Below are 24,690 nucleotides of genomic sequence, written 5' to 3'. Positions count from 1 at the left end.
TCCTTCCTTATCTGCACCGATTGGATTCAGGGTGGAACCAACAGCCTGTGTAACAAATACTTCATAAGCACTCCTTTCCACTTCTGGACATTATGTCCAAAAGTTTTGTAAACACAAAAAGGGGCAGCTACAAATCTTTGCGGTCTATAACTGCCCTTACGCTGTTGTAAATTATCATATCATTTATCAAGTATCAAGATGTTTATAATTTCTCTACTTTGCGTTGTCCAAGTTCATATCCTTTCCTCTATACTTCCATACAAAAAACTTTTTCATAACAACTTATATCAAATAACTCCATAATAATCTGGATCTAAAATAAATTCTCCTTCTGTTTTATCAAGCCACTTTTTTGCCATATTAATAGCATCAACTAAACATTTTGCAAATTTTTCTATTGCCGCATCGTTTATATACCAAGGGGATACTAAGAATCTTTTATCAATCTCCACCATTGTGCCCGCATATAGTACTTTTCCCGAATCAGTTCCCATCTTTTTTAATAACAAACAGGAATTATTAGGATTATCTGGATTCAGCTCTCTTCCTGCAACTACATTCAAATATGGAACAGGTTCTAAAACAGCGCTATACAATATATTTTTTGCCCTATCAGATATAAGATATTGATATCTTCTTACCCAATCAATCAGTTCCAATACTAAAACAGCCCATTCAACTTGATATACATTTGATGTAGTAATTGCAGAAAAAATAGCTTCGCCCTTTCTTTTCACTTCTTCTAAATCATTATTTGCAAAGAATCCCAATACCTTATGATTATCGGATAATATATCTATAATTTTCTCTTCTGTAAAATTCAAGACCTCAGGAACTTTCGCCAAACTATATGTCGCCAAACGAATTCGAACGAGTGTATGAAAGAACGAACACTGAGGCCGAGCTTCTGGCAGGTTAAAATGGGGAGAAATTTCTCATTTTAACTTGTACTAAATCTTGACATAGGACCATCTCATGTGCTTCGCTAATAAAGCGAATGTTCTCTTTCTTGTTACTTACTGCTCCTAACGCTGTGTTGTTCATAGTGAACCTCCTTCTGAAATTGAATTCAAAAAGACACTCCATTTCTGGAATGCCCCATAAAAAATAGGGACACCCGCTTTTAACAAGTATCCCTATAATCTATCAATGATCTGATAGCTCTCTATTCATTTTCATATTCAAGATTCTTTGTGTTCCCCGTACTGAGGTCTAACGCAACAACAACGGTTACTTTCTTCACAAGGCTCTTTTCTTTGTGATTTTCACCTATTTTTCTGAAACTGAAAAACTCCACAAAGTGCGTAAATTCAAGGATTTCTACATATTTTTCCTTTGTAGCAACACCACCGTCTCCACATGCATAGCATATGAGAACATGTCTTCTCCAAAATCTGTTCCTATTTTCTGAATGTGTTTCCTTAAAGAATTTCAATGGTTTATAAAGATTATTAAGAATGCTCTTTGATTACCCAAAAGTCCATTTACCGGCATGTGAATTTCATCAAAACGTTTTTTGCTTAGTTTTCAAACAGAAATTATGGCAATTCTGTCAAGCGGTTCACGTTCAATTAACTTGAATTCTAATTTTGGGGCTATACTAAAGAGAATAGAAGAATCAGGAGCATTAGTAGTATCATATAAAACGCCTCCTATACTAAACTGAGAGTGGTGTTGTAAAGCAACCTCAGAGTTTAGTATAGGAGGCATTCCTAATGGACATTTAAAGTTTATCGTACATTGTATTCTGAATGTTAATAATTTCTATGACGAAAGGCAATACTCTTTGCACATTTCATGCTCATAGCAATATACCATATCTTTAAAGAATGGTATTGTTTTCAAGAATCTAAGAATAAACTATTATAACCAGTTTAATAAAAAATGCAAAATTAATCCATATTTAAGTATAATCTGACCTTTTGAAGGTTGTGATGAAGGGTTTAATCTTTTTGCTTATCTCGGAAGATTGGTTTTACAGGAATTTAAAATCTCCCTTTTTTCAGCGCGGAAAAATTAAAGCAGCTTCGCATCCATGTAGAGAAACATTAGCAAGTTTAAAACTACCATTATGAACTGCTGCAACTTGTTGGACAATCAGCAATCCAAGCCCATGCCTCAAATCAAGCCGATCATCTATGCTTTCCATATAATGCGGTTTTTCTTCCAACTCTTGCAGCTTTTCCTCAGATAACCCTGTTCCGTTATCTGTAACCGACAAGATAAGCTGACTTTTTGACACTGCAAGAGAAAGACAGATATCACAGCCCTGCGGATTGTGTTTCATGCTGTTCTGGACAAGATTGTTCACAGCCCGTGAAATCAATCTGGCATCACATTCCAAGACGACATTTTCGGAGTCAGGGGCAATCTCAATTTCTATATTGTAGCTATCAGGGATTCCCGTGTTCAATAGATCTGCCACATAAGTTCGCAACAGCTTCGATAAGCGAATCACCTCTTTATGAAGCGGCTGCATCTCATATTCCAACTGCGATACTAAATTCAAATCCTGTACCAGCTCTTTGATTTTTACACTTTGCTTCCGTACTATTTCCGCCTGTTCCCGAATGCTCTTGCTGGCAGCTTCACTTTCTGCGATACGGCCCGCATATCCCATAATCATGGAGAGCGGTGTACGGATATCATGGGAAACGCCGCTGATCCAGTTCGCCCTTGCTTCATTTTGCCTATTCAAAATGGAAGAAGCCTTGTTTACGCTGTTTGCAATTTCCGACAGTTCTCCGCTGATATGAAGTGAAACCGGCTTTCCGTCTGCCAGAGTTTCCACAGCGGATACAATCGGTTCGGTATTGTGAACGATTCTGCGTTTGGAAAAGTAATAAGCTAAGAAGAAACATAGCACATCCAATCCCAGCATTCCCGTAACAAAGATGGGAAGCCGTCGAAGTGCCGCAATGGAATAGTAATTGCTGGTGAGTTTTGTATAGCTGTCTGTGGGATAACCCAACACCAACAGCCCATCATCGGTGTTCCATACAAAAACCGGGTAATCCTCAATATACCCTTTTGAAAATAGTGCGACATCTTGAATGGTGTAACTTTCTGGCACATTGTCCGGCAAATCAACCGACCAATAACATTGTCCATCTGCGTTCAGGTAGATTGCCCAAATATGATTCTGCCGGAGTTTTTCCACTACATCATTCGATAATTGTTCCGGCGTAGCGGCAGCAGCAGTCATTTCCAACATAAATTGCGGGGATGAATCTCCATAATCCTCGGTTACGATCTTTTGAAATGTCAGACCGAATATCACCGCGTTAAGAAACAGCAGTATCAAGATAAAGACAGCGAACGACACAAGATATTTAGATATATAACTTCCGAATGATCTCATGGCATCACTTCCTTGCTATCAGCTTATAGCCCAAACCTTTAATGGTTATCAGGGACACGGGTTTTGATGGATCGGTTTCAATCTTTTCCCGGACGCGCCGGACATGGGCATTGAGGCTGTTTTCGTAACCAAAAGGATTGTCTCCCCAGAGGGCTTCACAAAGCGCATCTACGGTAACAATCTTTCCAGCATTACGAGCAAGCGTTTCAAGTAAAATGTGTTCTTTGGCTGTCAGGGAGATAATCTCGCTGTCCTTATGGACTTCGGCCCGGCTGAAATCAATCGTACACCCATTTAAAACAAGCAGAGGCGAATCCTCTTTGTAGGTTCGCCGCAGCACCGCATAGATACGCAGTAATAATTCCTGCGGCATAAAGGGCTTTGAAATGTAATCGTCTGCCCCAAGCCCCAATCCTGATAATTTGTCTGCTGCCTCGTCCTTTGCTGTTAGGAAAATGATCGGCACATTGGTAAAAGTGCGGAGCTGCTGCATCAGAGAAAAACCGTCCCCATCCGGCAGCATAACATCCAAAACAATCAAATCAGGAGTTTCATTTTTTGCTGTCATAACGGCTTCTTTTACCGACATAGCGGTTAGGATAGTTTCAAATCCCGCATCTTTCAATATATCTGTTACCATATGCAATAACTCCTGCTCATCATCTACTAACAGAAGTCTTTTACTATGCAAAAAAGAATTATCCATAGCATTCTCTCCATTCATCATTTTTTCTCAATTATATCACAATAAGATCATCCTGCGAATTCGTCCTGCAAAAAGTAAGGTAAAAGTAAGGATAAGAGAATGTAAATGTCAGGTTGAAGTTATATCATAATAACACCGAAAGGAGATGTTTTTATGGATTATATTATTACAACGGAGCAGTTGACGAAAAAATACAAGAACTTTACTTCAGTCAACAGTGTTTCGCTTCACATTCGCAAGGGCAGCATTTATGGTTTCCTCGGCCCCAACGGTGCGGGAAAATCCACGACCATGAAAATGCTACTGGGCCTAACCGCACCGACAAAGGGCAGCTTTACCATTGATGGGAAACATTTTCCGAATGATCGGATTGCTATTCTTAAAGAGATCGGCTCTTTTATCGAAGCGCCATCTTTCTACGCAAATCTCACCGGGCGGGAAAATCTTGATATTATCCGCCGCATTTTGGGACTTTCGAAAGCCGATGTGGAAGATGCTCTGGAGCTGGTAGGACTGACCGAATTTGGCGACCGGCTGGCAAAGAAGTATTCGCTCGGAATGAAGCAGCGATTGGGCCTTGCCGGGGCGCTGCTGGGGCGTCCACCGATTCTAATTTTGGATGAACCCACCAACGGCCTTGATCCGTCCGGCATCCACGAGATCCGTAATTTGGTAAAATCCTTGCCCGACCTTTACGACTGCACGGTGCTGATTTCATCCCATATGCTGTCTGAAATTGAATTGATTGCGGATGACATTGGAATCCTCAACCACGGGCGGCTGCTGTTTGAGGGCAGCATGAATGATCTACGTCAATACGCCATGCAATCTGGCTTCGCTGCAGACAATCTGGAAGATGTGTTCCTTTCTATGATTGAGAAAGACAACATGAGCAGAAAGCAGAGGGCAAAATTATGAAAACACTGTTAATCGAACTTCGGAAAGAAAAGCGAACCGGCGTGATTCCCGTGCTGCTAGCTGTTGGTATCTTGGGAGCCGCCTACGCATTTGTCAACTTCCTCGTGCGGAAAGACACACTTCTGAATCTGCCTCTGGCCCCGATGGATGTCTTATTAACACAGCTCTATGGTATGATTATGGTGCTGAATTTGTTCGGTATCGTGGTTGCTACTTGCATGATCTATAACATGGAGTTCAAGGGAAGTGCCGTAAAAAAGATGTATATGCTTCCCGTCAGCGTCCCGGCCATATATCTGTGCAAATTCCTGATTCTGACAGTCATGTTTTTGATTGCAATCATGCTGCAAAACCTAGCACTTGCACAGATTGGCATGACAGATTTGCCAAATGGAACATTTGAAATGAGTACACTGGTACGCTTTGCCGGATATTCTTTTCTCACATCCATGCCGGTACTATCGTTTATGCTGCTGATTTCTTCGCGCTTTGAAAATATGTGGGTGCCGCTTGGAATTGGCGTCGCCGGTTTTCTAAGTGGTATGGCCCTTGCAAATTCGGGGCTAGCGCTTTTGCTGGTGCATCCTTTTGTGATTATTCTGAAACCCGCGGTTGCCATGAACGCCCAGCCTGATCCAACGGTTGCCCTTGTCGCATTGTCGGAAACACTGTTGTTCCTTGCTGTGGGCTTGTGGCTGGCAAAGTACAAACGCTACGAGTAAGGAGGGATAATAAAAATGAGCTTTTGGGATTTACTTAAAATCGAGTTTATGAAAGTAAAACGTTCCAAAATCATACCCCTGATTTTCATTGCACCTTTATTAGTGGTGGTTTCCGGTGTTGCGAGTTTAAGCAATTACTTTACACCAGAATACACCAATGCATGGCCTGCCATGTTCATTCAAAGTGCGCTTGTTTATGCCTACTATCTGCTGCCGTTCAGCATGATTGTAGTCTGTGTAATGATCACAGGGCGTGAAACAGGAAATAACGGGATTCTGAAAATGTTGGCGTTGCCAATCAGTCGCTACACACTTTCCATTGCTAAATTCTGTGTACTTACCTTTTATCTGTTCATGGAGATGGTAGTGTTTCTTGTCGTGTTTGTAATTGCTGGATTGATTGCAACACAGACAATGGGAGTAACAGAAACCTTGCCACTCCTGTATCTTCTGAAATGGTGCTTAGGGCTGTTTCTAACCATGCTGCCATGCATTGCAGCTATGTGGGCCATCACCGTGCTGTTTGAAAAGCCGCTTCTTTCTGTCGGATTGAATTTGCTGCTTGTGATTCCCGGAGTATTGGTTGCAAATACGCCGCTGTGGATCGTCTACCCGTACTGTTACAGCGGTTATCTCGTTTCCTGCTCTCTCCATGACTTTACAGCAGAAACTTCCGATGCCGCTTTCTCAATGTTTCCGTTCCTGCCGTGCGCGATAGTCGTGTTTGGTCTGTTTTTCGCGCTGGCTGTCACCCAATTTGGGAAAAAAGAAATGAGGTAAGACTATGGAAAAGAAAAAACTTCAATCAGTTAGTATCGCTGCGCTTATTGTGAGCATCCTTCCGCTGGCAGCTCTTGCCCCGTCGTTCCTGCACCTTTCGCTATCGGACGGAATCCGAACCGCTTGGGCCGGGGCCAATATCGTTTTTGTCCTGCTGGGCCTGATCCTTTCGGTGGTATGTGTGCGGAGCAAGGAAAGCCGCAGCGTTATCAATATCGCATCCACAGCGATCAGCGTTTTTTGGGCGCTGCTGATGGTGGGAATTGTTGCGCTTGCCATGTTCCTTACTTTCGTTCAGTGAGAAAATTGCTATGCGGAAAATTATCGGATGCTGCCTGGTTGCTGTTTCTTTGTTATCCTGTACTGCCTGCTCCGGCCTCAATAGGTTAAGTGAAAATCTCAAGGATGGAGCAGAGCAGTTAAGTGACGATGTGGTGATCGGGATAAGCAATGCTCTCATAACGCCTTATCAGTCCTTTGAGGGTAGCCGGACTTCGGACAACGATGCTTTTCGAGCCACCTATAACGCTTCTGTAACTGGATTTAACGGACAGGATATTTTAGTTGCAGACACTAAACTCAAAGAAAATGAGTGCCGTAAAATTGTGATCCGATACAAGTTTGATTCTCTTGATGGGGACTGTAAGCTCATTTACATCTCCCCAAACTTGAAGGAACAAGTGCTTTCTGAATCTGCCAGCGGAAGCGTTACCGTTCAGCTTCAAACAGGAGCAAACTACATCGGAATCACCGGCACAGACTATTCAGGAGCTATCCATATTACCGTGGAATAAGAGGTAGAATGATATGAAACGAATATTAATAGTAGATGATAACACGGAATATCTGGAAATCCTATCATCCGTATTATCGGGTAAATTTGATACGATTAAGGTCACGGGTGTCAAGGACGCATTGGATGTACTTCAAACAACCACAATAGATGCCGTTTGTTGCGATTTTAATATGAAAGATGGAACAGGATTGGATTTACTTGAAAAAATCCGTCAAAATGGTTTAAAAACACCATTTCTGCTTATGTCTGGCGATGACAGTAAGACATTAGAACAAAAAGTCAAACGGTACTATGGTGATTTCTGCTGCAAAACAGATTTTGATTTAGTTAAAAAAATAAACGCTTTAGTCAATAGCTGAGACAAATGTAATCTATTATTTACTGACATGTCGCATTTTTTGCAACGGTCTCGCGGTACCTTTTTCCTATCACTAACATGCCACTGTCTCGTCTAAGCACATGTACAATAAAACTACATAGAACTTTCACATTCGCACGTTGGCCTATGACCTATCGTGCGAATTTTTTCGGTTACGGTTACAGCGGTTCTGACCTTTAGGCAGATGTTTTTTCTAATGGAGAACTCATTATAAACGAATTACCGTATAAATCCGTATCTGCTGTCCTATTTTGGAAATCCAGCTGATTCATTTCCTGTAACATCTTTATCTTAGCGTATTGCTATCCACATAATCATCCCTACAGTTCCAAAGTTTTGCCCAAATTTGCCCTGAGGGAAGCACCTCTCCAGACTTTTCCATCAGTAGACGCAGAAGTCTATATTCGTCCACTGTCAGTTCAGTTTTCTCATCGCATTTACATCCCCCGCTCTTTAAAATCTAGATAATAACGTCACTCGAGTTTAATTCCGTATCAACACTCTTTATGATGCGAATATAATGCTGACTTCCGGGAATCAATTCCAGTTTTTTCTAAACCAGAGCAAGATTCGCCCGAGTAACTCAAAACTCACTTCGTGATTTTTGTTTACCTGGCGATCTTGATGGGGATTTCGCTCCCCATTCCCTCGAACAGTGCACATTTTCAAATATGCAGATTAGCTCCTATAAAAATAGTCGCAGCGTGATTGTCTCCATCACGGAAAATCAGAAACATTTTCTCTATAAAACCTTTCCCCACACAATTCTCCAATTGGCTTATTTATATATATCACTAAATTAGTAGGGGGAGGGATAAAAATGGCAAGACCAAAAAAAGAAAAGGAATTGAAACATCATCATCAGATTATGCTCCGTCTCACAGATATAGAATACGAACTGATTTCAACCAATGCCCAAAACGCACAGCTTCCATTGGCTGTATATGCCCGGAAACAGCTTATGAATAAAAAAGTGATTGTGAAATATGAAATTGTAGCAGATCTTCCAGAAATAAAAAAATTGATTGCAGAGTTTGGAAAAATCGGCAGTAATTTAAACCAAATCGCCCGTTACTTCAACTTTGGCGGTATTCATTCACAGGAAATGCGGAAAGAAATCAACCAATGCATTGCTGATATTTATGAAATGAAATATAAAGTTTTAAAAATGACTGGAGACTTTACTGCCTTTTCATCACCTGCCCAAAATCATTCCAAGGAAAACTCACATGGCAATACTAAAACACATAGCAAGTAAAAATGCAGATTACGGAGAAGCCCAACGCTACCTTCTTTTCCAATACGATGAATATACAAACAAACCGGTTCTTGATGAAAGCGGACGGCTGATTCCCCGTAAAGAATACTATCTTGAAGGAATAAACTGTGATCCTTTTACTTTTGACATAGAATGTAAAGAACTAAATATGCAGTATCACAAAAATCACTCTTATAATGAAATCAAGTCACATCATTATATCCTCAGTTTTGATCCGCAAGACTGTGCAGATCACGGATTGACTGGAGAACAGGCTCAGGCTCTCGGTATGGAATTTGCCAGCAAAAACTTTTCCGGACATCAGGCACTTGTCTGTACACACACAGATGGACATAACCACAGTGGCAATATTCATGTACATATCATAATCAACAGTCTGCGGAAACTGGATGTAGAGCCACAGCCTTTTATGGAACGTACCTGTGACAGCCGTGCCGGATATAAACATCATTTGACAAAAGATTATCTGAAATATCTCCAACAGTCTCTTATGGATATATGCCAGCGTGAAAATCTGTATCAGGTGGATCTGCTCTCTCCTGCTTCCAAGAAGATTACAGAAAAAGAATACTGGGCGTCCAGAAAGGGGAAAAAAGCCCTGAATAAACTGAATCAGGAAATCCTTGCCGATGGTTTAACACCAATGAATACCCGCTACCTTACACAGAAACAATTTATCCGTGAGGCTGTCGATGATATTTCTACCTCTGTCCACTCCTTCTCCGATTTCAAGAGACGATTATGGGAAAAATATGAAATTGAAGTATTTGATAAAAGAGGACGTTTCAGTTATAGACATCCAGAACGTGAAAAACATATTTCGGAGCGAACACTGGGAAACGATTATGGAAAAGCACATTTACTTGAAGTATTCGCAGCTCATACTGTTCGTCCTGAAATCCGCAAAAAAATAATTCCCTCTGAACAAAATCCTTGTCAGAAAGGTTTTGATTCCATGCCTGCCGACTTCCTGAGATCTTCTTTTGAAAAAGAAATGGATACCGAAACACTTAAAATATTATTTATCAAATCTGACCTCCAGCTTGTCGTCGATCTGCAGAACTGCATAAAGGCTCAACAAAATCAGGCATACGCACAAAAAGTAAAAATTTCCAATCTTCAGCAAATGGCAAAGACCGTTGCCTATATAGAGGAACATCATTTTGATACAAGAGCCAATCTACAGAATGAATATGATGATATTACCATACAGCTATCTCAGGCAAGGCGTACTGTAAAAAAAACTGAGGCTGACCTGCATGACATCAATGAACAGATTCACTACACCGGTCAGTATTTTTCCAACAAATCTGTCTTTACTCAAATGCTACAGTCAAAGAACAAAAAAAGATTCCGGCAAGAACATCTAACCGAAATCGAAACTTATGAAACCGCTGCCAGATACTTAAAAACCAAAAACCCTGATGGAAAAATGCCATCTATGAAACACTTAAAAGCAGAAAAGGAGAAACTACTCACACAGAAAAATGCTCAGTATGATACTTACCGTTACTTTAAAGATTACCAGCAAGAGCTGCGTACTGTTTGTACCAATGTAGATACTATTCTAGGAAAAGAACCAGTGAGAACCCAGGAAAAATGGAAAGCATCTGAATTATAGAAGAGTTCATAATATGAAAACACCCCGGCCAGCAACCTTGAATCTGCTGACTGGGGTATCCACTATTTCCTGTTACGCTCCAAATCCTGTAGCTGCTGTTTTCCGCTTCTGGCAGCTATCTCCTTTTGCTTTTGATGCAATTTTCTTAATACGGATTCCCGTTCCTGTTTTTTCTTTCCGGAAATATTATTTATCCTGCCGTCAATCATATTATAGTTTTGTTCTTCTGTCAGTTCCGCACTCCGAAGATACTCGCCATTCTCATAATATTTCTGATACGTTTCCAGCTTCGGCTTTTCTATGAAATTTTCTGAATGTGAAGAGTTAAGAAATTTTCTGATCTGCTGGATTGTCTGCTCATCAAATCCCCTGCTCTCCTGGGAAACAATTTCTCCCTCTTGTGATACAACCAGGTATTGTGCAGAATTTTTGTAAGTATCACTCTCCATCAAAAAGAACTGTCTGCCGTCAATAATAATTTCATCTGCAGCAATCCAGTTTCCTTTTTTACCTTCCACATGAAAATCTGTCGTTTCCATAGACACCATAGTACTGGAAGAATGCAGCCGTATAAATCCTGCAATCGGCACTAATCTCTCTTTATCTATATAATAAGCAGAAACAGTCCCTTCATGATTATACACAATCACATCACTGGTACTCGGGGAATGGTATCCTTTAAAATTCTTCGGCATCTTTAAAGACAGCCGCTTCCAGATAGCTTCTATCGTATCATGTGGAAGAGCTGTTGTCAGATAAACCTGATCATAATACTCTACACGTACAGCAATTCCCTGTTCCTTTATACTCTGATAAGACCGGAAAGCAAGTTTTCTGCCCTGTGCATCCTGTTTCAACTGATAAACTGCAAACTGGTTTAACTTCATTCTTCCTCCTCCGGCTCCTGCTTATACTCCTCCAGATCAATCCTATGATAATCCATATCTGTGATCCGTTTCAATTTCTCAATGGTCTGGAGAACAAGAGAATATATTTCCTGGTCTTCTTCCACATGGGGAATGATTTCTTCAATCCTCTCCATACTTTCTCTGCGGTTTCCTGCATCAAACATTGCCATAACCAACAGCTCGTTTTCTTCAAATTTTACGTTTCTCATAACTCCTGTTCCCCTTTCTTTTTCGTATGCGATTTTTCATTATGTTTTGCCTGTTCCTGTGCCTTTAGCTTTGCCTGACGTTCCCGGAGTGCCTGCAGAACGGATTCCTTTCTGCTGTTATTTCTCTGTTGTGGAATTTCTTGTCTGTCTACTTCATTTTTCTCAATCACCGTCTGTCTTTCCTTGTTTTTCGACAAATTTTTATCAGTTTCCTTTGTCGTTTGATTTTCAAGATACGTTTTTACATCTGTTACAGCCTTTTGTACAAGAGGACTCTCCCTATAGTGTGGAATCAGATCAATCATGTCTGTCCTGATCTGTCCAGCTGACATCAGCTCATACTCTGCATTATCATAAGCACTTCCATCGTGTAAGACAAAACCAATTCCCTTGATTCCATTCATCCGCTCTGCCGGTATTTTTTCATAAACAGCCAGTGCTTCCTCTAAAGTAAGATTCTCATGGTACTCTCCCAACACTGGAAATTCCATACATTCTGCAGCATAAAATGAAATCGTTGCTTCTGTTTTTTCCGATTCGCACCTTATTTCTGCATTGCTATTTCCCAGAACCTGCTCCATTCTTTCTATCAATCTTTTTGCATCTTTTACATTTTCCGGAAGATCATCATTCTCGTCTGCCGCTATTTCCGCAAGCCATTCTCTAATACCATCTTCTTTCCCCGTTGTAAGTGCCGTATATATACTTCTTACATTTTCTTCTCTATCCGTAACAGAATCATCATATTCATATTGGTCATAGTCATAGGAAAACTGATCTATATCGGCAGCCAGTTTTTCCACTTCTTTATCATCCAGATATTTTTCTGCTATTTTCAAATAATCTTCCAGTGTACCAGTTTTTTCTTCCGAAATCGGGTTAATATCCAGTTTCAAGCCGGCTACAGACATTCCAACTTCATTCAGGCAATTAAAAAATGTATCTTCCCTGATGTTTCCAGCATAAGAAAGAACAACATCCAAATCTGAATGATCGGTATATAGTCCTTCTCTTGTCCGGCTTCCATAAACTCGTGCCCCAAGCAGCACCACTTCATTCTCCAATCCCATTTCTTCCAGTTGGGCCTGTGCAAGGCAGAGGACCGTTTCTTCTATTTCAGCACAACTCTTTCCTGCAAATGCTTTTTCCGGTTCAGTCTTTTCTGAGATAAGTGGTGGTTTTGATATTGCCGGCATTTCTATTTCCCTTTTATTAATGACATATTTCCAGTTATCATACTGCGATTCTTTCAAAATACCCTGTGCTTCTATGAGAAGATTCTGAGCAAATTGCAGTTTCACTCTATTATCTGCACCCGCAATAGCAACTGCCAATAATTTATTCCCTTTTTCAGAAAGTCCATCCCAAACCCTTTCTCGTTGTTCTTTGGTCATAGAACTCTTTTCTCTTTCCATCAACTCAAAGCTGATTTCTTTTAAATCATATACGGAAACTGCCTGCTTACTTTTTTCTTGAAAATCGAATACTTCTGCTTCACCAGCTAATCTAATTTCTAATTTAGATAATTCTGCTTCTGACATTTGATCCCATATATCATCGCCATCTGTGTGAATAGAATAAATGTCCTCCACTTTACCTCGATCAGATAAAGGACTATAAAAATACTCCCTCTTTCCTATTGTATATGTAAGTACTCTCGGATTACCATTGATGGAACACTCAAATGTATAAATGCTTTCTCTTGAACTGGAATCATATTCCCGGCTTTTTCCCCGCAGATTGGTCACGGTATCTGCTGTAATATTTTTTTCTTGTTTTGTGTGTTCCATATTCTCCACCTGTTCAAGCAGCTTTTTCTCAGCAATTTCTTCTGCTTTTTCCAGAAATTCCTCACTGTTAATGACCTTACACTCATCAATAGATGAACGAAACTCATCAAGCATGATTTCCTGCAAAGCACTTTTAAATGTCAGTTCGGAATCAGAATATAAACCGCCATCCAATTCTTTATATTCTTCATCATAAAACGTATAGTCATATCCATCCGATACCGTTTGCACATATAAATATTTTCTTTCGTTCTCTAACCAATATGCAGCATCCTTATCACATGTCTGAAGATATATCTGCACCTTTTCCGTAGCTTCTTCGGTTTCCGGATTCATCCATTTCTCACTCGGAGGATTAAAACCAATATATTCCACTTCATCAATACCATTTTCACAAGAGAGCAAATTTCTTCGCATCGGAGGTTTCTCTGTACTTTCTATACCAAGATATTTGTTCAGATGCCCTGGTAACTGATGATATGCCTGAATTGCTTCTTCTATATCCACAAAATACCGGTACTGCTGTCCTGTTTCTGTACCTTCTATATCACTTACAACATAATACCTGCGAATAAATACTTCTATTTTCTCAAGTTCTGCAATCTTTTCACGAACCAGATCAGTAAAACCATCCAGTATTGCCGGATGACTTTCCACTACATAATCAAGATTCGCATTCACCCCACGGTTGATATTTTCAGGCACAAAAATAGTTTCTGCCCATTCTTTATTTTTCCCGGAAAAACGTCTATCCCACGATTTTTCCTGTATTGTACAGGCAAGTATAAAAGAGCATCTCTCCAATCCATATTTTTCAAGAACAGAATCCGCCGCATTACGGTTCAAATGCATACCATCAAAGTTTTGACGGATTGTTTCTTCAATCGCACCTTTACATTCAATATTAAGTTTCCTTGAATCAAGGTACGCATCTGCTTCCCCATGCTCCATTGCATATGTCAGACTATGAATATATAACGGCGAAAAACTTGTTTGTCCATCTGCGATATTTTCCTGTTTTTGATGCCAGTCAATGCCTTTTTCTTTAAAAAACTCTCTGATTGCTTCCATAGCACCCTGATCAAATCCATTCTCTAAATCCTGTGCTACCAGCTCTCCATCTGCATTTAAAATAACCGCCGCCACAGAATCTCCATATTCATTGTGACGCATCAAATAAAATATTTCATTTTCAATTTCCATCTTATCAACCGTATGCCATAACCCCTCATGCTGTTCTATTTCCACATCGGTTGTATCAAGTGTAATCATGGAATCTTCCCTTTTACGGTTCATTTCTGCTTCCTGGATTCTCTGCTGTACAAAATCTGGCAGCTCCTTAAAACCAAAACTGTCCACATAATATGCTTTTGCTTCTCCATTTTTTTGTACCACAACCACATCGCTGACAGAAAGAGAATGTCCGGTATAATTTTCCGGATGATTGATGTTAAAAGTCTGATACAGGCTGTCCAGCGTATCATTCTCCGATAACAACCCTCCATAAATGTACGCATAATCTGCCCCCTCTACATTCATACCGTTCGAAGCCACAAAATCCATTCCCATAAACGCATACTCTCTTCCTTTGGTATTACCGGCAATCTGATAAATGGCATAGCGGTTATCTGTACCGGAAAGATAGAGGGATTCATTTGCTCTGCCTATGGCATTTTCAGTTTTTTTACGTTCCACAGTCAGATCATGCTCGGACATTTCCGACTGGTACTCAGGGATACGCTGCATCCCTCCTGTCATATTCAATTCTTCCCCAATCCTCAAATACCCCTGTTCCGGGATATTCAACGGGACAACAGTCAGGATTGTTGCTGCATGATTGACCGTTACATTCTTTTCAATGGTAAGAGGATAGCCCGGATCATAATCAGCTCCACGCAGCTCATAGCGATAAATCCCCTCTGGAAGTGATTCCAAATCCACACGCTCATTTACAAACAGTGCCGGTACATCAAATAATTCCACTCTTTGGTATTCTTCAAAAGATAACCCTGATGTTTCCTGTTCTGAATATGTTTTTTCTAACGGATGTTCCTTCTGTAAAATTTGAAACTGCTCCGTCATATTTTCGATAAAATCTCCCGCTGTTTTTCTGATCAAATCCATGGATGTACGAAGTTCCTTCATATCTCTGTCACTGCTCCATCCGGCAATATACGGAAAAGAATATTCCGAAGAATCCAGTCCCAAATGCTGACATACAATATAAGCAACACTTTCCGCTTCTACTTCTTTTGTCATTTTGTCTTTTTCAATGCCCTGTTCCTCCATCAGATCCCTGTCATGCAAAAGAGCATGGGTAACTTCATGGATGGCTGTTTTCATGGTCTGGCTTTCACTCATCCCGCTTTTAATTACAATCTCCTTATCCGTATTGTGATAATATCCATGGGATGTCCCCTCAATTTCTGCAAACCGGATTGGTACCGGAGAAACATTTCGGATTGCTTCCATAAATACCGTAAAATCTGCAACTTGCCCTGTCAGATCCGCCCCTCCCAGATCAGGTAAAGGCTCCCCCTCTGTCTGTGAAACATCAAATACAGTAGCCACTTTAAATCTGGGAATCACATGCTCAATAATCTCTGTTTCCGGTTGTCCATTCGCTTTTAATATTGGTTCATTTGTTTCTGGATCAATCTTTTCTACTTCTTCCTTTTCCCTTATCGGGGCGGGAGAGATAATCTGAATCCCTTTCTCCCCACGCAGCACATGTCGGTTGAATTTCTTCTGCCATGCCTGATACCCGGCCACCAGAGTAGCATCCGGTCTTTGCATTGTGATCAAAAGTGTATTGTTAAAACTGTAATTATGGAATTTTGCCATCGTGTTTAAATATTCCCTGTAACGCTCAGATGTAAAAAGTTCCTGAACACCCTGTTCCAGCCGTTCTGTAATTTCTTTCAGCTGTTCTTCACGTTTGTTTGCCATGATTACCTCCTCCTTCTAAAGTTATAAAAATCATCCCGCCACATGTAACCTGCGACGGGATATATGGTTGTTTTACAATTCCTGTCCTCTTCTGTGGGTTTTGGACATTTTCTTCTCTTTCTGTACAGCTTCCACCTGCTTTGCTCTAAGTTTCTGCAAGACAGATGGTTTTCTTTCTTCCTCCGTCATGCAGGACGCATCTGATACTCTCCCTGCCAGATTGGAATATCGTCTCGGAACATCCGCAACTTCTTCATCCATCCCCAGGGTATCCGATGAGCCTTTTCCATCCATATCCAGCAAAATATTTAACTCTGACAGCCGTTCCAGTTTCATAGCCAGTTCTTCTTCTTGAGCAAAAGGATGGGTAACTTCTTCCTTTGCAGTGGCAAGCTGTTCCTGTAGTGTTTCTAATTTTTGCTTCGATTCCGCAAGATGCTTTTCAATATTTCCAAAAACATTTTGAATCCTTTGGACATTTCCCATGGCATCTTTTCCCATCTCAATGGAATAACTGCATTTCCCCTTAATCGTCAGTTTAAACTGCTGGTTAAACACATCATAACTGGAAGACAGGGAGAATCCCTGATATTCCCCGACAACCCCTTCTGTATGGACTGCCTTTAAGCCCGCACAGGCAGCAATCAGTGCCGTTCCTGCTTCTTTTTTGTCAACAAAAGTCTTTCCACCTATAACCATGGAAAAAGCATTTTTCTCCTGTTCTAAAATCGGCTTTGCAGTTTCCAGATCAGCTGCCAGTCCGGAAATACGTTCTTTCATGGATGTAATCTGCATCGGATACCGGTTTGCAATATCTGTCTCCAGCCGATAGATCTGACTTGTGTGGTTTGCCTTCATCAGCTTCAGTTTACTGACTTGAATATCCAGATCCATCTTTTCTTTTATGTAAGGGTTTCCTGTAGCAAGAGCTTTAATCTCCGCATAAGAAAGCGCTGCATCATCCACATCCTCACAGGCACGTACCGGGGATTTACTGGTCATGATCTGTGAAATAAATTTCTGCTTATTCTCTAAAATCTGCCACATATACGAATCAAATGTATTTTCCGTGACATAACGGAAGATCTTAACTTTCTCATTTTGGTTTCCTTGGCGGAGAATACGACCTTCCTGCTGTTCCAGATCAGATGGTTTCCAAGGGCAGTCTAAATGGTGAAGAGCAATGAGCCTGTCCTGTATATTGGTGCCAGCACCAAGCTTCGGTGTAGAACCAAGAAGTACACGCACATCCCCTGCCCGTACCTTTGCAAACAATTCTGCTTTTTGTGCCTCTGTCCCTGCTTCATGGATAAACCGTATCTCCTCCCGTGGAATGCCTTTTTCCACCAGTTTCTCACGGACATCATCATATACATTAAAAGAACCGTCATTTTTCGGTGTCGAAAGATCACAGAAAACAAGCTGTGTTGACTTTCTCTCTGAAGTCTCCTTCCATATGTCAAATACATTTTTTACACAGCGGTTTACCTTACTATCCTCTTCATCCGGCAGCATGTCGTTGATGAGTCGCTGATCCAACGCACATTTTCTTCCATCGTTCGTAATCTTCAGCATGTTATCGTCTTTTGCATCCACAACACCGCCTCTTACCATTTCTGCACGGTCTGCAAAGCTGCTTACCATTTCCTTCTGAATTTCACTGGGTTTTAATACTTCATTGATATATTCTGCTTCCGGCACTGGAAGGTTTAACATATCCGCAGTTTGTACATCTGCAGCTTCTTTAAATAGTGAAATAAGTTCCGGAAGATTATAAAAACGGGCGAACCGAGTTTTTGCCCGGTAGCCCGTTCCCTCTGGAGATAATTCAATCGCCGTAACAGTCTCCCCGAAAGAAGCTGCCCATGCATCAAAATGTCCCAATCCCATCTTCTGGATCGTATCATACTGCAGGTAACGCATGATGGTATATAACTCCGTCATACTATTTGAGATCGGGGTTCCTGTTGCAAACGTCACACCCTTACCTCCTGTAATTTCATCCAAATACTGGCATTTCATAAACATATCCGAAGATTTCTGTGCGTCCGTCTGTAAAATACCTGCCACGTTCCGCATTTTTGTATATAAAAAAAGGTTCTTATAGTAATGTGACTCGTCTACAAACAGACGATCCACACCTAACTGCTCAAAGGTAACAACATCATCCTTTCTTGTCTGGTCATTTAGTCTTTTCAGTTTTTCCTGCAGCGTTTTTTTCGTTTTTTCCATCTGCTTAACGGTAAACCGGGTACCATCTTCCCTTGCCATATCCTCAATCGCAAAGGTAATATCTGCGATCTGACGGTTGATTGTCTCAATCTGCCGTTCTTTTGAAAGAGGGATTTTTTCGAACTGGCTGTGCCCGATAATTACTGCGTCATATTCCCCGGTTGCAATTCTGGAGCAGAACTTTTTTCGGTTTGCCGGCTCAAAATCCTTTTTCGTTGCCACAAGGATATTTGCCCCTGGATAAAGCCTTAAAAAATCATTGCCCCACTGTTCTGTCAGATGGTTTGGCACAACATACAGATTTTTTTGTGCAAGCCCCAGACGTTTACTCTCCATACCAGCAGCAATCATTTCAAAGGTTTTCCCTGCCCCGACACAATGGGCGAGCAAGGTATTCCCTCCATAAAGAACGTGAGCAATGGCATTTTTCTGGTGGGGCATCAAGGTAATCTCCGGTGTCATGCCGGCAAACTGAATATGGCTTCCGTCATATTCACGGGGCCGGGTGCTATTAAACAGTTCGTTGTATGTCCTGCAAATATCCTCCCGGCGCCGTATGTCTTTAAAAATCCAGTCTTTAAATGCTGATTTTATCATTTCCTGCTTCTGCTGAACCAGCATAGTCTCCTTTTTATTCAGGATACGTTTTTCTACGCCATCCTCCATGACCGTATCATAGATTTTTGTATCTTTCAGATTCAGGGCATCTTCCAATAAACGATACGCATTCGCCCTGCCGGTTCCATAGGTTGCCGTAATCAAAGGATTTCCAAAATCCTGTGTTTTCCCCGAAATATTCCATTGTCCATTGATCTTTGCATAAGTGACATTGATAGATTTTCCCAACCGGTATGCTGGCGTATGGAAAATCTCAGCCATAAACCGATTGATGTATTCTGCCTTGATCCATGGAGCACCCAGACGAACCTCTATCTCCGACGCATCCAGTTCTTTAGGCTGCACCCTTCTCAATGCTTCTGCATTGATCTGGAAAGATGGATCATGTTCTGCAGATGCTTCCGCCATCCGCAGTTTTTCACGAACATTCCCGGAAAGGTATTCATCCGAAGTCTCCCATTTCCCATCTAAAGGATTTTTAAAGATTACACCTGCCAGTTCTTCTATCACTGTTTCTTCTGAAGAATCCATAAGCTGTGCCATAAAAGGAATATCAACTATTGCTTTCTCACCGATACATACAGCCAATGCTTCGCTTGCAGTGTCTACAGAAGTAACAGGTTCCGCACGTTTGATCGTTCTTTTGGTAAAAATATCCGCTTTCCGTTTCAGTTCCCCATTCTCATCCAATATCTCCAAAGAAGATAAAAGACAATAACTGCTATCCTCATTAAATGCTCTGCGGTTGGCATTACTGCTGATCAGTCCATACTGGGAGGTAAAGCTGTCATATGCTTTGTTCAGTTCTTCTTGTACCTTCTGGATTTTCTCTGTCCCTTCTCCATCCATCTGCAGCTCAATCAATTTCTGTGTGATGTTCCGAATCTCTATCATTCCAAGGACACGCTCTGCGGTCACTTTCGGCAGCTCCACCAGATTCATTTTGGAGTTCTCCCGATAATAGACTTTTCCCTCTATATTTGTAAAACTGAAATTTTTGACACTAAGATCAGCAGGGACAGAGACTGTCTCATCCTCCAGTTCGGAATCTTCCAATTCCCTTTCTTCAATGTTGCCATGAATATGGCGGACAGCCTCTCTCAACTGATCTTTCAGCCTTCTGTCAGGGAGGGCTTTTACCGTAACCTCCTGTTTTCCATACTGGGTGCTTTCTGTTACAAACTCTCCCAACACCATTTCCGGATGCTCTGTGAAATAAGAATTAACCACATAACCCTCTGGTGTCGTTCCAAGTTCCACCCACCCCGGTTTTTCCAATGATATACGGTCACGTTTCTGAAAAAACAGGATGTCTGCAACAACTCCTGTGTTCGCATTTCTCATAAACGCATTATTTGGCAAACGGATCGCACCTAGAAGTTCTGCCCTGTTTGCAAGATATTCCCGTACTGCCGGACTCTGCTTATCCATAGTCCCGCTTGACGTCACAACTGCAACAACTCCTCCCGGACGTACCAGGTCGATGGATTTTGCCAGAAAATAATCATGGATCATAAAATTATAACGGTCATATTTCCGGTCAGTGACTTTATACGCACCAAATGGCACATTCCCGATCACGCAGTCAAAAAAACTCTCTGGGTACTCCGTCGTCTCAAACCCCTGGACTGCGATTTCATTCTTCTGGTATAACTGCTTTGCCATTCTTCCTGAAATACTGTCCAGCTCCACACCATACATCTTTGAGCCTGCCATGCTCTCCGGAAGAAGCCCCATAAAGTTTCCCACTCCACAGGAGGGTTCCAGGATATTCCCATTCTTCAGCCCCATATTTTCAAGTGCTTCATACATTGCATGAATGACTGTCGGGGAAGTATAAAAAGCGTTTAACGTAGATGCCCTTGCCGCCTCATATTCTTCTTTGGTCAATGTATCGTATAATTCCCTGTATTCTTCTGCCCAATCTGAATTTTCTTTATCAAAGGCGTTAGGGATACCTCCCCAGCCAACATATCTTGACAACACTTCCTGTTCCTTGGGCGTTGCAAGTCGGTTTTCTTCCTCCAATTTTTTCAACAGATGGATTGCTTCCATATTTGCTTTAAATTTTGCTTTCGGACCGCCTGCACCGAGATCATCATCGGTAATACGGAAATTTACCCGTTCCGCTTTCCCTTCCTGTTTTTCTGGCTTCCATTCTACAGCATTCCCTTTTACTTCCGTTTCCCCCGGAACGATTTCTGAACCATCTGAAAAGTCCTCCAACGGAAGATGACTTTCCTGTCTTTGTGCATTGATCTCCTCTGGTGTCATTACTACAGAAGTCAATTTTTCAATTTCAGATTCAAAACGGTAGCGTTCATTTGCTGATATGCGTTCCATCACATCTGCGATAAGCTGCATCTGTGCCGGCGAAAACTCCGGATTCAGTAACAGCGTAATATCCATCCCATTTTCTGCCGAAGAATAGATTACATCCATCTGCTCAGGAGAAAACTCATCAAAGGAAGTCCCTGCCTTTTCCATAGCCTCTAAAACATGTACATCTATTTGTTCCTCCACGCTTTCATAAAATCCCGCATCGGTATCCTCTGTTCTATCTGCTTCTTCCAGCCCTTGTTCTCCGTTTAGTTTTTGTTGCATCTCTGGTTGAACTTTCGGCGTTATTTCAGGTTCCGGTTCTGATTTCATAAAATCAAACAAGTTCATCTGCCTGCCGGTTCCTTCTATTTCTATCTCCTGCTTCTTCTGTGGAAAAATCGTATAAGTTCCTTCTATGTACTGATGAATTTCTGATAAAATCTGCACACGGTTCTCATATCCATCAAAATCCAACGGAAGCTCGGCAAGTGCGTCATCCATGCCTGCAACAAGCTGTTCTGCTGAATCTGGATCTTCCAATATCCCCGGAAGTTCTTCTCTTGCCTTCTCATAAAAAAAATCTTCTTCAAAGGGACGCTCTATCTCTTCTGGCAGGCGGGCATAAAAACTGATCACACGGTTTGCCATCCGTTCCCGTTCATAGGAGGGCATCCTTGTATAATCCCCCGCTTTTAAATAGCTGTCATGATCGATCAAATACTGGACACGTTTTGCAACCGCAGGCCACTTTAATAGAATGCTCACATCTGGATTTCCATAATCCCCCCGTTCCAGTTTCACCCCTTTTCCGTTGTATTCTGCATGGGAATGATCCGCACCGCTGAGTGCATGGCTCTGTCCTCCAATCCCATATTGCTCCTTAATAAACTCCGCCTTTTCTTTTTCTGATTTATCCTGAATAAAAAAGGCATAGGTTGTCAGCCTTCCATCCGAATAAGTCCCGCCACGGGAAAGGAAAGCATCTATTTCATCCTGCGTGATAAAAATTTCATGTTCCTGCCATTGAAACCCTTCCCTTGCCTGATAGGGAACCGCTTCTTTCGCAAATTTCTGAAATTGTGCAGATACTCTGTCCGGATGGTAATAATGGAAACGCATAATTTCTTTATCCATTTCATATGCTTCTGCAAGTCCTTCCAAACGTTCATTAAGGTCTGTAAGAAATTCCGGCTGCTCCAACAAATTTCCGATACGCTCAACCATCTCTGGAAAACCGCCATAAAATATCTGGTTATCTTCAAACACAAGTTCTGATACGCCTTCTGCCATATCACGCTGCATATACGCCAGTACCTCTGCATGTTCTTTGACTGCATTTGCCCTGGCAGCTTCCAAAACAGACTGTGGTGCATATTCACCCTGGCGTAAAAGCTGGTGAATCCGTCCGGAAACTTCCTCCCATGATAAAAAAGCCTTATCCAAGATCTGGTCGTGTATGGTGTGTCCAACTGCAATCTGCATCCCCAGTTCATCATACCAGACAGAATATTCTTTCCCGCCTATCACAAGGCCAATACCGCCCTCACCGTATTCCCTCCGGACAAATTCTGTGTATTCTTCCGGTGTCTGTTCTATCATAAAATTATAAATCATACGAAGATGGCTTCTATCTTTGTTACCGCCCTTTCTCAAAACTTCATCCACCACATCAGAAGGAACGGAAATTTCTCCGGCATATAGAGCTGCCTGCCGTTCTTCGATAGATCGTATCTGCTGTTTTACTGTAGGCAGTTCAGGCAAAGATAAAGCAGAGGCAATTTCTTCCTCTGCTTCACTCAAATCCCGTTCTGTTGTTTCTTCGATTAACTGTACACCAATTCCTTCAAGATGCTCTCTTCTGCCATCGCTGTCAGATTGTTCATGTGGGCTGCCCACCTCATCTGATCCAGTTCTTTGTCCGGTGCCGGATAAGTCTTCAGGAGATTTTCCATCAGGACTTCCATCCTCTCCTGTGCTGTTTTCTCGATCTCCATCAGGTGGCTGTTCAGCTTCCCGCTCAGCAGCATACTCTGATACCAGTTCTTCTTGTGTTCCTTCAGATAAGTCCTCCGAAGCATCCCGTATTTCCCGATGGTCGTCGGTTCTTCCTCTATGGTCAGGTTCGGAAACAGATAATCTCCTTTGCGATGATATGTCAGTTCCATTCTCTTGTTCTCCTTTCTCTTTACTTTCACGAATTAACGTGTTGAATTTCTTATTGTTATTATACACAGGATTTTGCGAAAAAGCAAGCTGTTGGGACAATTCTTCCTGATAAAATTTTCTGACTGTCCTTCCTATATCCCTCAGCACGGTTTCTGCCGACTCACAGACAGCATTTCCAAGGAATGCCAGTACCCGCAAATCATTAAAGTCTGTAATCCCTACAAAATCCTCTGCTTCCAGATATTCCATCGGCTCAAGACCACACCGCCTTGCTAATGTATAAAAAAGACTGTCCACCATCAGGTTTCGGAAATTCACACGGATAGAATCCGCATCCATCTCCTCCAGAAAACTGCCTTTCACCTCATAAAAAAGTCCGTCCATAGCTTCCTCCAGATTTTCCTCTGTCATTTCAGAAGCTACTGCAAGCAGGGCATCTCCAAGCCCTGTTGTATCATATCCTGCCACCCCATAAGCGTCGGTGAGATATTCCAGCAGTCTGCCTTCATACCGTTCTTCCATCTTCCATAGATATGGTGTCCTTCCTCCCCTTACCATATGGGTATCTTCTATATCAAATACATAGCGGAGTCTCTGTCTCGGACCAGTATCGTCGATCAGGGCTATCCCCTTCGCCCCACGGTTTACCCACCGTCCCATTTTCTCATTCCATGTTTCCAATTCCGCACAGGCAGTAGCCTGTGGATGCTGTGCGTGGATCAAAAGATTATCTGCAAAAGGATAGCGGTACAATTTTGCCGCTGTATCCAGATACGCCATCCAGTCTCTTGGAGAACTTGCCACATCCGAAGCGGTTTCTTCTGCTAAAACCCTTATATCATTTATTTTTGCCATATATTCCCTTCTTTCTTTTTGTTTTTTCTCCTGCACCCGTTGACTATATAAAGAAATTTAGTTATAATTTTGTTATAAA

General features: G+C 41.6%; 17 protein-coding genes and 1 pseudogene. 9 read left to right on the top strand and 9 right to left on the bottom strand.

Annotated elements, in window-relative coordinates; genetic code table 11:
• Window positions 1-287: 287 nt before the first annotated feature.
• The 4 genes from MUB50_RS03160 to MUB50_RS03150 form a co-directional block, all read right to left on the bottom strand.
• Entirely contained in the window at window positions 288-845 is a 558-nt protein-coding gene (locus MUB50_RS03160) for a hypothetical protein (protein WP_244802491.1), read from the bottom strand.
• Between the two features lie 70 nt (window positions 846-915).
• Complete coding sequence (locus tag MUB50_RS16930; RefSeq protein ID WP_280520125.1) at window positions 916-1,044, bottom strand: hypothetical protein; 129 nt, start codon at window positions 1,042-1,044, stop codon at window positions 916-918.
• Between the two features lie 958 nt (window positions 1,045-2,002).
• A complete protein-coding gene (locus tag MUB50_RS03155; protein ID WP_117804271.1) occupies window positions 2,003-3,361 on the bottom strand; it encodes a sensor histidine kinase in 1,359 nt (452 codons plus the stop codon).
• Window positions 3,362-3,365: 4 nt separating this feature from the next.
• On the bottom strand, window positions 3,366-4,067 hold the full coding sequence (locus MUB50_RS03150; protein WP_117804272.1) for a response regulator transcription factor: 702 nt from the start codon (window positions 4,065-4,067) through the stop codon (window positions 3,366-3,368).
• 153 nt (window positions 4,068-4,220) lie between these two features.
• On the opposite strand from MUB50_RS03150, the gene MUB50_RS03145 reads away from it, so the two are divergent.
• Genes MUB50_RS03145 through MUB50_RS03120 form a run of 6 tightly spaced genes read left to right on the top strand, consistent with a single transcriptional unit; the run spans window position 4,221 to window position 7,642 of the window.
• Window positions 4,221-4,985, top strand: a complete 765-nt coding sequence (locus MUB50_RS03145) for an ABC transporter ATP-binding protein (protein ID WP_117804273.1) — start codon at window positions 4,221-4,223, stop codon at window positions 4,983-4,985.
• Window positions 4,982-5,707, top strand: a complete 726-nt coding sequence (locus tag MUB50_RS03140; RefSeq protein ID WP_117804274.1) for an ABC transporter permease — start codon at window positions 4,982-4,984, stop codon at window positions 5,705-5,707. Before MUB50_RS03145 ends, MUB50_RS03140 begins: the two co-directional genes overlap by 4 nt.
• 15 nt (window positions 5,708-5,722) lie before the next feature.
• Complete coding sequence (locus MUB50_RS03135) at window positions 5,723-6,487, top strand: ABC transporter permease (protein ID WP_117804275.1); 765 nt, start codon at window positions 5,723-5,725, stop codon at window positions 6,485-6,487.
• A 4-nt stretch (window positions 6,488-6,491) separates the two neighbouring features.
• Complete coding sequence (locus MUB50_RS03130) at window positions 6,492-6,788, top strand: hypothetical protein (protein WP_117804276.1); 297 nt, start codon at window positions 6,492-6,494, stop codon at window positions 6,786-6,788.
• A 10-nt stretch (window positions 6,789-6,798) separates the two neighbouring features.
• Window positions 6,799-7,281: an anti-sigma factor gene (locus MUB50_RS03125; protein ID WP_117804277.1), complete on the top strand. Its 483-nt coding sequence runs from the start codon at window positions 6,799-6,801 to the stop codon at window positions 7,279-7,281.
• 13 nt (window positions 7,282-7,294) lie between these two features.
• Window positions 7,295-7,642 (top strand): response regulator, encoded by a 348-nt coding sequence (locus MUB50_RS03120; protein ID WP_117804278.1) that lies wholly within the window; start codon window positions 7,295-7,297, stop codon window positions 7,640-7,642.
• A gap of 306 nt (window positions 7,643-7,948) precedes the next feature.
• On the opposite strand, the gene MUB50_RS17340 is transcribed toward MUB50_RS03120, so the two are convergent.
• Window positions 7,949-8,080, bottom strand: a complete 132-nt coding sequence (locus MUB50_RS17340; RefSeq protein ID WP_442863180.1) for a winged helix-turn-helix domain-containing protein — start codon at window positions 8,078-8,080, stop codon at window positions 7,949-7,951.
• A 402-nt stretch (window positions 8,081-8,482) separates the two neighbouring features.
• On the opposite strand from MUB50_RS17340, the gene MUB50_RS03115 reads away from it, so the two are divergent.
• The 3 genes and pseudogenes from MUB50_RS03115 (at window position 8,483) to MUB50_RS03110 (ending at window position 10,562) form a co-directional block, all read left to right on the top strand.
• Complete coding sequence (locus tag MUB50_RS03115; protein WP_117804280.1) at window positions 8,483-8,920, top strand: plasmid mobilization protein; 438 nt, start codon at window positions 8,483-8,485, stop codon at window positions 8,918-8,920.
• Window positions 8,892-9,314 (top strand): annotated as a pseudogene (locus MUB50_RS17335) (relaxase/mobilization nuclease domain-containing protein); the annotation flags it as partial. The gene MUB50_RS03115 and the pseudogene MUB50_RS17335, both read left to right, overlap by 29 nt.
• Window positions 9,315-9,392: 78 nt before the next feature.
• A complete protein-coding gene (locus MUB50_RS03110; protein ID WP_442863182.1) occupies window positions 9,393-10,562 on the top strand; it encodes a hypothetical protein in 1,170 nt (389 codons plus the stop codon).
• A 62-nt stretch (window positions 10,563-10,624) separates the two neighbouring features.
• Here the strand turns inward: MUB50_RS03110 and MUB50_RS03105 are convergent, their stop codons facing one another.
• The 4 genes from MUB50_RS03105 to MUB50_RS17330 all read right to left on the bottom strand — a co-directional run bounded on the left by MUB50_RS03105 (window position 10,625) and on the right by MUB50_RS17330 (window position 24,611).
• Entirely contained in the window at window positions 10,625-11,449 is an 825-nt protein-coding gene (locus MUB50_RS03105) for a YodL domain-containing protein (RefSeq protein WP_117804282.1), read from the bottom strand.
• Window positions 11,446-11,679, bottom strand: a complete 234-nt coding sequence (locus tag MUB50_RS03100) for a transposon-transfer assisting family protein (protein ID WP_117804283.1) — start codon at window positions 11,677-11,679, stop codon at window positions 11,446-11,448. The genes MUB50_RS03105 and MUB50_RS03100 overlap by 4 nt, the downstream gene beginning before the upstream one ends.
• Complete coding sequence (locus MUB50_RS03095) at window positions 11,676-16,418, bottom strand: DUF3849 domain-containing protein (RefSeq protein ID WP_244790056.1); 4,743 nt, start codon at window positions 16,416-16,418, stop codon at window positions 11,676-11,678. Before MUB50_RS03095 ends, MUB50_RS03100 begins: the two co-directional genes overlap by 4 nt.
• A 72-nt stretch (window positions 16,419-16,490) precedes the next feature.
• The gene (locus MUB50_RS17330) at window positions 16,491-24,611 is read right to left on the bottom strand and encodes an Eco57I restriction-modification methylase domain-containing protein (protein ID WP_442863356.1); all 8,121 of its coding nucleotides are present in this window, start codon (window positions 24,609-24,611) and stop codon (window positions 16,491-16,493) included.
• Window positions 24,612-24,690: the final 79 nt, after the last annotated feature.

The organism is Blautia sp. NSJ-140, assembly GCF_022868965.1.
In the GTDB taxonomy this organism is placed as follows: domain Bacteria; phylum Bacillota; class Clostridia; order Lachnospirales; family Lachnospiraceae; genus Blautia_A.
This window is presented reverse-complemented; position numbering and strand designations above follow the sequence as displayed.